Origin of the sequence: Pseudoalteromonas denitrificans DSM 6059, assembly GCF_900112265.1 — a bacterium.
In the GTDB taxonomy this organism is placed as follows: domain Bacteria; phylum Pseudomonadota; class Gammaproteobacteria; order Enterobacterales; family Alteromonadaceae; genus Pseudoalteromonas; species Pseudoalteromonas denitrificans.
In genome coordinates, this window is the sequence record NZ_FOLO01000010.1 from 33,917 (window position 1) to 47,008 (window position 13,092).

8 protein-coding genes and 1 pseudogene are annotated in these 13,092 nt (G+C 34.4%); 5 read left to right on the top strand and 4 right to left on the bottom strand.

The annotated features are described in order from the left end of the window. The first annotated feature begins 43 nt into the window (after nt 1–43). Nucleotides 44–1,411 (top strand): sigma-54-dependent transcriptional regulator, encoded by a 1,368-nt coding sequence (locus BM088_RS08755; RefSeq protein ID WP_091982851.1) that lies wholly within the window; start codon nt 44–46, stop codon nt 1,409–1,411. Nucleotides 1,412–1,414: 3 nt separating this feature from the next. Next, nucleotides 1,415–2,716: a sensor histidine kinase gene (locus tag BM088_RS08760; RefSeq protein WP_091982853.1), complete on the top strand. Its 1,302-nt coding sequence runs from the start codon at nt 1,415–1,417 to the stop codon at nt 2,714–2,716. Here BM088_RS08760 and BM088_RS08765 read toward each other — a convergent pair. Further along, on the bottom strand, nt 2,713–4,899 hold the full coding sequence (locus BM088_RS08765; RefSeq protein WP_091982856.1) for a winged helix-turn-helix domain-containing protein: 2,187 nt from the start codon (nt 4,897–4,899) through the stop codon (nt 2,713–2,715). The genes BM088_RS08760 and BM088_RS08765 overlap by 4 nt on opposite strands. A 275-nt stretch (nt 4,900–5,174) precedes the next feature. Between BM088_RS08765 and BM088_RS08770 the strand changes: the two genes are divergently transcribed. Then, nucleotides 5,175–6,059, top strand: a complete 885-nt coding sequence (locus tag BM088_RS08770) for an alpha/beta hydrolase (protein ID WP_091982858.1) — start codon at nt 5,175–5,177, stop codon at nt 6,057–6,059. Nucleotides 6,060–6,160: 101 nt separating this feature from the next. Here the strand turns inward: BM088_RS08770 and BM088_RS08775 are convergent. Continuing rightward, nucleotides 6,161–7,043 (bottom strand): annotated as a pseudogene (locus tag BM088_RS08775) (NAD-dependent epimerase/dehydratase family protein). Between the two features lie 323 nt (nt 7,044–7,366). Between BM088_RS08775 and BM088_RS08780 the strand changes: the two are divergent. Continuing rightward, on the top strand, nt 7,367–8,815 hold the full coding sequence (locus tag BM088_RS08780; protein ID WP_091982861.1) for an MBL fold metallo-hydrolase: 1,449 nt from the start codon (nt 7,367–7,369) through the stop codon (nt 8,813–8,815). Nucleotides 8,816–8,842: 27 nt separating this feature from the next. Here the strand turns inward: BM088_RS08780 and BM088_RS08785 are convergent, their stop codons facing one another. Further along, complete coding sequence (locus tag BM088_RS08785) at nt 8,843–10,699, bottom strand: winged helix-turn-helix domain-containing protein (RefSeq protein WP_091982863.1); 1,857 nt, start codon at nt 10,697–10,699, stop codon at nt 8,843–8,845. Nucleotides 10,700–10,766: 67 nt separating this feature from the next. After that, nucleotides 10,767–11,657: a LysR family transcriptional regulator gene (locus BM088_RS08790; RefSeq protein ID WP_091982865.1), complete on the bottom strand. Its 891-nt coding sequence runs from the start codon at nt 11,655–11,657 to the stop codon at nt 10,767–10,769. 214 nt (nt 11,658–11,871) lie between these two features. On the opposite strand from BM088_RS08790, the gene BM088_RS08795 reads away from it, so the two are divergent. Then, nucleotides 11,872–13,002 (top strand): S-(hydroxymethyl)glutathione dehydrogenase/class III alcohol dehydrogenase, encoded by a 1,131-nt coding sequence (locus BM088_RS08795; RefSeq protein WP_091982867.1) that lies wholly within the window; start codon nt 11,872–11,874, stop codon nt 13,000–13,002. Nucleotides 13,003–13,092: the final 90 nt, after the last annotated feature.

The following is a 13,092-nucleotide window of genomic DNA, read 5'->3' on the forward strand; positions in this document are numbered from 1 at the left end:
GTAGAGTAAAAAGGGAAAATAATACGTAACATTAAGGATAAAAATGAAAGCGCCTGGCAGCATTTTAGTAGTAGATGATAACCAAGACATTTTGATTGCGGCTAAATTATTACTTAAAAAACATTACGATATTATTAAAACAACGGACTCCCCTTTCGAAATAGAAAGTTATATCAAACAATTTAATCCCGATGTAATAATTTTAGATATGAACTACAGCCAAGACTCAGTCAGCGGCAAAGAAGGTTTTTTTTGGCTCAATAAAATTCTCAACATCAACCCTCATATTGTAGTGATCATGATGACTGCGTATTCAGATATTAAATTAGCAGTTGATGCTATAAAGGCTGGCGCAACTGATTTTATTGCTAAACCCTGGCAAAATGATCAACTCTTAGCTGCTATCGCTGTGGCTTTTAACCATGTAAAAACTAAAAATGAAGTCGCACAGCTTACACAAAAAAACCAAGAACTAAACCAAGTATTACAAGGCCATGAACATGCATTTATTGGTCAAAGCAAAGCAATGCAAGCTGTATTTCAAACAATCGAAAAAGCCGCCAAAACTGATGCAAATATTTTAATTTTAGGAGAAAGTGGCACAGGTAAAGAATTAGCTGCCAGAGCAATACATCAAGCCAGCTTACGTGCTAAAAATCCTTTCATAAGTTTAGATATGGGATCTGTACCCGCCAGTGTATTTGAAAGTGAATTATTCGGTCATAAAAAAGGCGCATTTACCGATGCAAAAACAGATAGATTAGGTCGTTTTGAACTCGCACATTCCGGTAGTTTATTTTTAGATGAATTGGCAAATTTACCATTAAATCAACAAACCAGTTTACTTGCTGCATTGCAAAACCGACAAGTGACACCAATTGGTAGCAGTAAAGTCGTTGATGTTGATATTCGTTTAATTTGTGCCACTAATGATGATTTGCACCAAGCTGTTGAAGAAGGCCGGTTTCGCCAAGATTTATTATTTAGGATCAATACCGTTACAGTGCACTTACCTGCGTTAAGAGAACGCAAAGAAGACATTCCATTACTCGTTAATTATTATCTTGAATATTATGGCAACAAATATAAACGTTCACTCAGTATTAGCAAAGAGCATATGAATTCATTATCACACTATGATTGGCCAGGTAATGTAAGAGAATTAGCACATACGATAGAAAGGGCAATTATTTTAACTGAAGGCGAAAGTTTAGATATTAGTTCTGTGATGAATATTTCAAAACCTAAAAGTATCACTCACGACATAGTAGAATTTAATCTTGAAACTGTTGAGCACAACACCATACGTGCGGCATTAAAACATTTTCAGGGAAATGTAAGCCATGCGGCAAAAGCGCTAGGTTTAACCCGCGGTGCTTTATATCGCCGTTTAGATAAATACGGTTTATAAAATATGAAATTAAACATGCCGCTTATATTTATGAGTAAATTATCACTATTCTCAGTATTGCTATTACTGTCTGGGTATTGCTGGCAACAATATGGCATATCAGCGGTATTTTTGGTTATCTGTATACTCATGTTTTCCTCTGCTTATTTATTATATAAACAACTTGCTCGACAACATCAAACCACCAGCAATATCATTAGAGCATTAGCCAATGGCGATGTTAGCTTAGGCTTGCCTTTACATCACCCATTACGTTCACAGTTTGATCAAGTTAGAGATCAAATGAAATCATCAAGATTTTCAGAACAAAAACAAATACAATTTTTGCAGGCTTTATTATTACATTTAGAACATGCCATTTTAGTAATCGATGATACGGGGGAAATCATACAAAGTAACCCTGCGAGTGAAAGGTTGTTAGGGAAATTACCAAAAAACATTAAACAACATACACAGTTAGAAACTTTAATTAATGATATGCAAAATCAAAAAAAATCCACTTTAGACTGGTATTATGGCGAGCAAAGCGATGTATTATCAGTGCATTTAAGCCAGGCACACATTCAAGATAAACAGCTTAAAATTATCAGTATTCAATCTATCTATAACGCATTGCAGGCAAAAGAACAGCAAGCCTATAAAAGACTAACAAAGGTACTTACTCATGAAATTGCCAATTCAATTACTCCTATGGCTTCACTCGCTAATACAAGTTTAGATTTAATGCCTAAAAACTTAACTTTTAATGATGAAGAAGATAAACACGATTTAAGTTTTGCACTTCAAACCTTAGCAAATAGAAGTCAGCATTTAAGTGATTTTATTGCTAGCTTTAAGCAAATTAGTAATTTAGCATCACCCCAATTAACTTCCGTAAACTTAGCGCATATTATTGAACAAGTTATTACTTTATTTAAACAGCAAGCGACACAAAATAAAGTAAACATTTCATTCTGCTCAACACAAAATACATTAATGATGATCGACGTATCTCAAATTGAACAAGTTTTAATTAATCTAATTAAGAATTCGTTCGAAGCAATTGAGAAAAAAGAAACTAAAAAAATTACGCTTAAATTAAAGCAAAACCACCTAAATCAGGTTTTACTCGATATTACAGATAGCGGAGATGGCATAAATGAACATGCTTCAAATATGATATTTGTGCCATTTTTTACGACTAAACAACAAGGTTCTGGTATAGGGCTTAGTTTAGCCCATCACATTATGGTACAACATGGGGGCGATTTAGCTTATATAGATAAACCAGATGTTGGCGCCTGTTTTAGATTAACCTTTAACTAATGTAAAGAATAAGGCAATTTAAAGCTCCGTATGCTTCCTTGAGAATTAGATACTACATCAAACAACATAAATTCATTTTTTATACCTGTATTCACATTAAAGCCCACATTAGATAAACGTGCATTTGAAGGTAAAATATTATTCATCACCTTTCTTTGCCCTGTTGTTAAGTTAACCTTTTGTATTTGATAATTTTTATCATCGATATAATAAAAATTATCTGCACTGAATTCTGCATTTGTGAAATGTTTTATTTGAATATTATTACTTATAATTTCGTCCTGTGCTGATACCAAGTTTAACTTATGCAAGGCTTGTGCTTTATAATTATAATAATATAAGACAGAACCACTTTCAGACTCTAAAGCTAAAGGGCCAGCATCTTTTACTAATCGTTTTCTACTGTTATCAACTAAATATAAACGGAACAAACTATATTCCTTACCAGATAAATAACCAAGCACAAAAGACGTGTTATCAGTAGACCAAGTAATTATTTGCTCATAAGGTTTTAACTTAATTTTTTTTATTGTTCTTTTTGAACTGACATCAATAATAAATAGGTAATTTTGTTTATCTTTATTTATTTGAATAGCTAATTTTTTATCATCTTTTGACCAATGAATTTGATCAATGCGATCAAATTCTTGCGTTGTCAGTCTTTGTTGATCTTTTCCTTTAGCATTTGCTAACCAAACTTCCTGAGCACCCGTTCTGTTACTAATAAATGCAAGTTGATCTGTATGATTTGAAAACTGTCCATCGTAATCATTTGCCGTTGAGCTGACCAAACTCATATTGGTATTTTCATTTATATCATGATGTATAATATCCCTTTGCCCACGAGACTTCATATAATAAACACGATCATTTATCGGGTTTATTACAGGTTGCCTTAAAGTTGATTTATCACTACTTACTAATAAAGGGCTCAATTTTTTCTGTTGTTGCTCAGAGTTTAAAATCGTATACCAAAGCCCCCAGCGAGATTGCTGAATGTGTGAGAAAAGTAAAAAATTTTCAGTTCTGCTAAGTGTTAAGTGCGAAATAAAACTCTTACTTGTAAATAGCGTTTCTGTATGTGCATGTTTAAAATCATATTTAATAACTTCACTTTTATTACCCGCTAACCCTCGAACAAAAACTAAAGTTTTTCCGTCTCGGGTAAATATTGGTGTACGCTCTTGATAATATAAATAATCTAATTTAGGAAAGAGCTTGTAAGATTGATAAATTTCACTCTTTTCACTTCTCATTTTATGACTAACGATGTCTATTCCTCTCAAATGAGAGCCAACCAAAGAAGCATTGTTTTTTTGACAAAAAATCATCATATTTAAAGGTTCAGACCAAGCTAAACAGCTTATAGCTTTTTCATTTCTGTATATGATGTTTTCAGTTAAGTCATCAAGTTGCTTACTAACAATACGACATTCATTTTTCAGCTTACACCGAACAAACACCACAGTTTTGCCATCGTCAGACCATTGAGGATATGCCTCTTTACTGGCATTTTTTGTAAGCTGAATCACCTCACTCGTTATTAAGTTTTTAATAAAAACATTGTCTTGTTTATCTTGGGGTGAGCTATGTATAAATGCTAGCCATTGCCCATTTTTACTTATCGCAGGCTCTCTCTCAAGACCAGGAAGAGAAGTTTCAGGCTGAGATTGTATTGGTTGCTGAGGTTTTATAGATGGTTTTGTTTGATCTGCTAATATATCTTTGCTGTATATATAGGGGATCACTAATAAAACGCCAATACATATAAAAATTAATGAAAAATAATATTTCTTAAACTGTGAATTATTTTTTAGGTTGTTTTCTATTGGTAACCTTTGTGGAGAAACTTGGCAGCGATAACCTTTCTTAGAAATAGTCGCAAAATAAAGAGGGTTTTTAGCACTATCAGAGAAAGCCCGTCTCAACTCAAATATAGTTCGAGTCACAACTTCATCACCAACCACTAGCCCATGCCAAACTTCATCCATTAAAGTTTTACGACTTATTACCTGCCCATCATTTTCAGCCAACATAACCAGAACAGCCATAACTTTCGGCTCCAGTTTTATGACCTTTTCATCAATAAGTAGCTCACTTAATTCAGGTGAAACCAGAATGTTATTTAAATAAAAGGGTGAACTGCAAAGTTTATTTTGCAAATCAAAACTGCTACAACCCATTAAAAATCCTTAAAAAATATTTCCATCATAAAAACTTTATTTTTTCATCAGGTATTTTACGACTGTTTATTTCAAGATTCTAGTGGCATCAAACAACACAATAAAAAGTTAAGCCAGTAAACAAAAAAATACTGCTTTATGAATATTTGTTTGATGAATTCAACCTCTGTGGTTATTCACAATGAATAATAATGACAGGCAACAAAACCATTTTATTCTGTTGCTTAATTAAATTAAAAATTAATCTGAAAATATAAAAACAAAAGGAAGTTAACATGAAATTATTTTATTATCTGGCGATAGGTTTAAGTGCATTTTATTTATCGACAGCTCATGCAGGTACTGCGAAAAGTAAAAGCTTTTCTCGCATGGGCGTACAATCTTATACCTACAGCTCAGATGTACTATCTCGTGATTATGTCATCGACATAGTGTTACCTCCGGGCTTTAACCCAGCAGATAGCACCACCAAATATCCAGTGATTTATATCCTTGACGGTTATATTCAATTTCCTATGGTCGGTTTTAACCTTTACCAAGAACAATTACCTGGAGATGATGGTGTTGGTAAAATTCCTCGTGCCATTATTGTGGGTATTGAGCAACCTATCACTAGTTATGATTGGAAATTACGTGCACTTGATATGACGCCTACAGAAATAGAAAAAAATGGAAGTCTTATCGGCGGTGGCGCTGATAATTTTTTAACTTTTCTAAATTCTGAGTTAAAGCCGTTTATCAATTCAACTTATTCTGGAAATGAAAATGATCAAACCCTTTTAGGGCACTCATTAGGTGGTTTGTTTGGTCTGCATACCTTATTTACGCAACCTCATAGTTTTAGCCGTTATGTGATCGGTAGTCCAACAACTTGGTGGGATAATGACTATATTTTTAGCAAAGAGCAAAACTATGCTGCATCCAACACAGATCTAAACAAAAATGTTTTTCTATTTGTTGGAAGTACAGAAACTTGTAATGCAGATGGAGAGTTATGTGGTGTTGAAGACGTTAAAAAAATAACACGACGCCTAAAGTCCAGAAATTACGAAAACTTAATCATAAAAAGAAAAATACTGAAAAAGGAAAATCATAACTCAGTCATTGCACCAGGGTTTAATCGTGGTGTTGAGTTTGTAATGAATGCAAATAACAAATAACAAATAATCAATTATTTGTTATTAATAATAAAAAACATTTAGTGGAGCAGTATTAAAGTGTAATATTGCTCCACTATGTATTCAAACCCCAGCTTATAGGATTATTGATACCCTCTCACAGGAAGCACTTCTGAAATCTCATCATCTAGCAAATTTAGAACACTTTCATATCCATGTATTGGTAACCAGCCGAGTTCTTTTTGTGCCAAAGTAGAGTCATAAACACGATCTAATGACTTAGGTAAATCCCACCCCCTACTTTCAAATGTTTCAACAAGATTTTGAGCATATTCGCGTAAAACAACATCTGCATTTTGATATAAATTTTCACAACAACACTTATTAAATGGCGTTGGTCCTGAAATAATAAAGCGTCTGAAACCTGGCAAACGTTTTTCGACAGTACAAGCATGGGCACTGGCCACATCTCTCACATCAATGCCTCTCGTTAAACGATAAACAGCCATTAAATCAGCTGGCTCAGGAAAACACCGTGATATTTGGAGAATCGTCACAGGTAAATTGAAAAGATTTGATATTTTTTTCAAGGGCTTGCTCTGCTTTAATTTTTGTTTTGTGATATATCGTTTTAGGCTGAGGTACGATACTTTCATTTACCCAACCTGCGGCACCATCAGGCGTAGATGCAAAACCATAAACCGCTGTACTACTAGTGAATACAAAGTGTTTTATGCCTTGCTTTATGCCAAGCAGTGCAAGCTGTTCAGTGGCATGTGTATTTATTTCTTCAAATTCATCATCTGACACCGTTCCAACATGTGGGGCATGTAATGCTGCGGTATGAATAATCACTTCAACATCTTTCAATAATTTAGTCATAAAGTTGCTATCACGTATATCACCCACATAGTCAGCTGTTGAACATGGGATTTGGTCTACCCCTACAACTTGATGTGTTTTCATAAGCTTAATATATATCGCTCTGCCAACTCTTCCAGCAGTACCCGTAATTAATATTTTCAATTTAGCAGCCTGTTATGTATTCAATAAATAACTTTAAGAATGTATTAAAGTTAAAACCAATTTTAAAATATACAAAACATTAAACCAACTGCTAGGCTAAATAATCCACAAAAAAACGAACTTTCGGTGATAAGTGTCGATGCTCTTTTTATATTTATTGCAGTCTAATTCAATCTCCAAATATAGTCGGTAGCTTTATTTTCGCCTAAAAACAAAGCGCTACATCTATCAAAAATCTATTTCTACAAATAATATATTTTTGATAAGACCTTTTAGAGCTAAATTTCATATTGTGTCAGTAATTTAAAAACAAGGAGTTACCTATGAAGGTTAACCTAGCAGGCTATTTACTAAAATTTGTATTTTCTTACATCATATTGTTCACAATCCCCATATCAACGGCTTGGGCTGGAGAAGTTGAAAATTTTATAACTAAACTTAAAACACACTATCAAAAAGCACCTTCACTTGAGGTTTTTTCTCTAGACTATCACTACTTAGGTGTAAGCCACTATCAAGATTGGGATTATCAAGCACCGCAAAGATATATGGCACTGAGAATGGTTGAAATTGATCTATCAAAAGAGCAATTTTTCGAAAATGATATACATCATTTTTCTGGTGGTCGAACATTTAATAGGATTCAATTTCAAAACGATAAGCACAGTTTGTTTTATGATAAAAATGGAATCGCTTTGGGTAAACGTATTATTAAGCAAAGTATGGATAGCTTTCAGGAAATCAAAGGACACATTTTCATGAATATCGATTTTCTAGCTATAAAACCATTACTTGAAGAACAAAATATTACAGCAACCATCAAACTTCACCATGACAAAATACGAGGTAAAGTGATGTTGTCACACAAAACCTCTGATAACAGTGAAATTGATTATGTGTTTAGTGATAATTCGTTGCAACTGATATCAATAAACAACAAGTCACAACTAAAGATCTATGTTTATGATGACTATCAAACCACCAAAGGCATAACCTTTGCCAGATCTATTTTGAAATATTATGGAGGTGCAATTAACCCTACCTTTATACATAGAATTAACCAATTAAACATACTTGAAAAAATTGAACCTACGAGATTTCAAATTCCAAAAGAATTTGGCCCCATCATTCCAAAAAATGACAAAACATTAGTATCAGAGAAAATTGCACCCGATCTTTATCTCGTGACAGATGCATCAGCCAGTCGCAATGTATTATTTAAAATAAATGATGCTGAAATTATGGTTTTTGGTGCTCCTGTTAGTCCTGAATTAGCAGAGCAAACGATCAAGCTAATTCTTAATCAGTTCCCAAACAAAAAAATCACCTCTGTCTATGTAACCCACCCCCACAGTGATCATATTGCAGGTCTGCTTGCTTATACCAAACGAGGTATAGTGATCCGTGCCGATGCGTATAGTATCTCTGCAATAAAAGCCTATCCTCTTTTTTCTAAAGATATTTCAACATTCAAGTTCCAAACCATTAAACATAATCAAGTAATTGATGGTGTACACTTTTATGTTTTGGAAAACTCGCATTCTAAAAGACAAAGTTTTGTTCATTTCAAGAACGCAGGGATCATTTATCAGGCAGATTTTCTTGAAGTTGCTTTTGATAATTCTATTGCCAAGGTAATACCAAATTTCACCAAAACTTTTATTGATTTCATTCGAGGTAAGTCACTTAACTTCAGTCGAATAGTCGGTCACCACCGCAATAACAATATTTCAGTTGAAGTTATGAATAAAACCTATGATGCTATTTTGTAATAGTAGAATACCTTGTAAAAGATTCATTTAAGGGTTTAGTGTACGCAATTTTATTTCATTATCGCTTCGCCATTTTGCTGTGGCGTTGTCATCAATGAACTGAGAATAAAAATCACAATTTATTTGTAGGCTACATAAAAGCAGCGCAACATCTAAACTCAGCGATCTATTTCCTGCAAGCTGCGCTTGTTCAAAGGTTCGAAGAGCGAAGCTGATCATCTTCTTTGTTTGCTGTTTAGCTTGTGCCATTAAGGTTTTGAGATAAGAATTATTGCTATTGTCTGAGGTCACACTATCAATTAAAGCTTGGGCCTCAACCAATCGATTTTGTGTTATGTAATATTGCATTAATTGTCTTCGACTTGACTCTGCAGCCCAATGCTCAGGTGTTAAGGCTGTAAGTTTAAGAACTTGCTTTAGGTGAGGCTCTTTTTCCGATAGCGCTTTAGCGAAAGTTGCATACCGATAAGATATCAAAGCAAAGTGATACTTGGGTAACTGGTAAGCATTCATTTTTTTCTCAGCCTGTTGTAGATAAAGATCTCTATCACCATCATTCTGGTAATTATGTGCTAACACAGCTAAATAAATGAGCGCTTCTATCTCACCAAGCTTATTATTGGCACCATAAGCAAGCTGCGCAGATGTTAGTAAACTGGTTTTAATTGCAGGGTAATTTTTATGCTGATGATCTAACCAAGATTGATAGTACCAAGCATGTGCTAGGTGCTTTAAGTCGTTTATTTTTTCAAATTGAACCATTGCTAATTTCAGCTTCTGAGAGCTTAAATCATACAACTTTTTTCGTGTTAGTATTTTACTTTGATAAAGCAGTGCTCTGCCCATATGTTGAGGTTTATTTTGAAACTGAGCGAGACTGAATAGTTTATCGGCCATAATCATGGCTTTTTCGAGTTCATCCGTTTTAAGGTAAACAATGCTCAGTTGTTGCAAAATATTAAGATCATTAGGCGATGCTTGATGAATAATAGACAACTTAGCCTGCTGCAGCTCAGGTGATTGAGGTTTATTTATTAAATCATATATAACGTCTTGTTTTAAATGTTGCAGTAGTTGTTTAATAACGTCTTGTTTTGATAAACCGGATATGAGGCCTTCCCACTCTAAATAAGGTCCTTTTAACATAAAGTCTAAATAGATATATTTTTTATAGGTTCGAATGTAACCTGTTAATATAAAGGGATGAATATTCGATAGTTTTGAGTATTCAACCTCTGAGTTATCTTCGAACAACTCAGTATCAAGGCCTTTTAACGCCGTAAAATCAAAGTCAGCATTATCTTCAAGCATAATACTTTCATCTTTAGATATGGCTTTACCATCACGGTTTGTCATTGGAATATAAGCCAATTTAATAATTGCTTCTGGCTTTTTTTGCACAACCTCATTTTGGAAATAAATAGCAACTACCGTGATACAAATAATGCAAACTAACATAGCAAGTTGCCAAAAAAGTCGTTTTTTAGTCGATATTGAGCTAGCAGGTTGTAGTACTGAGCCAACTAGCTTTTGTGAATGAGGGCTGTTTTGTAAATTCAGGTTGCTTGATAAATTTTCAGTTTCATTTAGTACAACTTCAGTGGTTAGCTGCCATTGATAACCGCGTTTTGGAAAAGTCTTAATAGAATCGTTACCAAACAAGCTTCTTAAGTTACTAATGTTTTGAAAAACAACTTGTTCAGATACTATTTTATCTTGCCAAACATGGGATAAAATATCTTCTTTATTTAAAACAGTATCAAGCTGTTCAAGCAATACAGCTAATACTTTGGCTTCAGTATGGCGAATGGCTTGTGCCTCATCATGACGGGTCAATAACAAACTTACACTGTCAAATTCAAATTCATTAAATCTATAACGCATTATTTTATTATGTGTCTTACATTATTGGTATTTTTTACTACACCTTAACTTATTAACACTTAAAAAGTTACTGATTTGTTGTTAAAGACTCACCGAGTTGCTGGGCTAAATAATCCACCAACAAGCGAACTTTCGGTGATAAGTGTCGATTCTGTGGATACAGTGCCCAAATACCTTCTTCTGGTTCTTGGTAGTTTTCTAAAATTGAAACCAGATCACCAGATTTAAAATCTTCACTAATGTAATAATCAGGCAGTTTTATCAGACCTATGCCTTTAATTGCGGCATCTCTTAAGCCATAACCACTATTACAAGTCAGAGAGCCTGATACACGTATTGACTTTTCTTTACCTGACTCAATAAAACGCCAATGATCTGTATTACCTACTAAGCAATTATGTTGTTTTAATTCGGCTAGAGAATGGGGTATACCAAATTTTTCAAGGTAATGTGGTGATGCACATACATACTGGGTTCTATGAGTTAAACGTTTAGCCATCATGCTTGAGTCACCTAATTTACCTAGACGTACCGCTAAATCATATCCTCCCTCGACTAAGTCTACCGTTTGATTGGATAATACAACGGTTACTTCTACTTCTGGATACAACACCATAAAATTGATCACTAGAGGCATGATATATTTTTCGCCATAGGTTACTGGTGCAGTAAGTTTAACTAAACCTTGCGGTGTATTTCTTAAATTACCCACGGCACGTTCAGCGTCTGCTAAACCTGTCATTAATTGGCGGCAATGTTGATAATAAACAGAGCCTTCTTCAGTAAGAGATACTTTACGAGTGGTTCTATAAAATAACTTAGTATTAAGACGATTTTCTAATGCACTTACTTGACGACTCACTTGTGCTGTTGATATGCCTAATATTTTAGAGGCCCCTGTAAAGCTAGATGTTTGTGCCACAGATACAAATTCTGATACACCTTCCCATAAAAACATAAGCATCCAAAACAGTATTTTTCATATTATTACTATATGGTAAAAGTAATTTGCTATTTAAGCCAATTATCATTTAATGAGAAATAAAATAGAATTCACTTCATCAAAATAAATAACACAAATGATTCGTCGTTATTTACATTAACTTCTACAGTAATACGCAGGAAGTTAAATCATTAAATTTTAGGCCTCGCGCCATCCTGGAGAAAATAGAATGACTGATAAATTTATTAAATCTAAAGCTGCTGTTGCTTGGGGCCCAAATCAACCACTTAAAATTGAAGAAGTAGATGTAATGCTGCCTCGTAAAGGCGAAGTATTAGTAAAAATAGTCGCAACTGGTGTATGCCATACTGATGCTTTTACTTTATCAGGGGATGATCCAGAAGGTATCTTCCCTTCAGTTCTGGGTCACGAAGGTGGCGGTATTGTTGAGCAAATAGGTGAAGGCGTAACAAGTGTTGCTGTTGGCGACCATGTTATACCGCTTTACACCGCAGAATGTGGTGAATGTAAATTCTGTACTTCAGGTAAAACAAACCTGTGTCAGGCTGTACGAGAAACACAAGGTAAAGGTTTAATGCCTGATGGCACCACTCGTTTTTATAAAGACGGCCAACCAATATATCATTACATGGGCTGCTCTACTTTTTCTGAGTACACTGTTTTACCAGAAATCTCATTAGCTAAAGTAAATAAAGAAGCACCTTTAGAAGAAGTATGTTTATTAGGTTGTGGGGTCACAACAGGAATGGGCGCAGTACTCAATACAGCTAAAGTAGAAAAAGGCGATACTGTTGCCATATTTGGTTTAGGTGGTATTGGTTTATCTGCCATTATCGGTGCTCAAATGGCTGGTGCAAGCCGTATCATAGGTATTGATATTAACGAAAGTAAATACGAATTAGCTAAAAAATTAGGTGCAACAGATTGCATCAATCCAAAAGATTTTGATAAACCAATTCAAGATGTGATTGTAGAAATGACTGATGGCGGCGTTGATTACTCTTTTGAATGTATTGGTAATGTTGATGTGATGCGCTCTGCACTTGAGTGTTGTCATAAAGGTTGGGGCGAATCTGTGATCATAGGTGTCGCAGGTGCTGGTCAAGAGATCTCAACTCGTCCATTCCAGTTAGTTACTGGTCGAGTATGGCGTGGTAGTGCATTTGGTGGTGTTAAAGGTCGCTCTGAATTACCAGAAATTGTTAACCGTTATATGGATGGTGAGTTTGGTTTACAAGACTTCATTACTCATACTATGCCACTTGAAGACATTAACGAAGCATTTGACCTGATGCATAAAGGCGAAAGTATACGCACTGTTATTCATTTAGATAAGTAAGGTTTTTTTACCTATCAACTCAGCGTTCAATGATCGAAACATTATTGAGCGCTTTGTTTAAAAGTTATAATCCACTTCTCAGTTTCAACC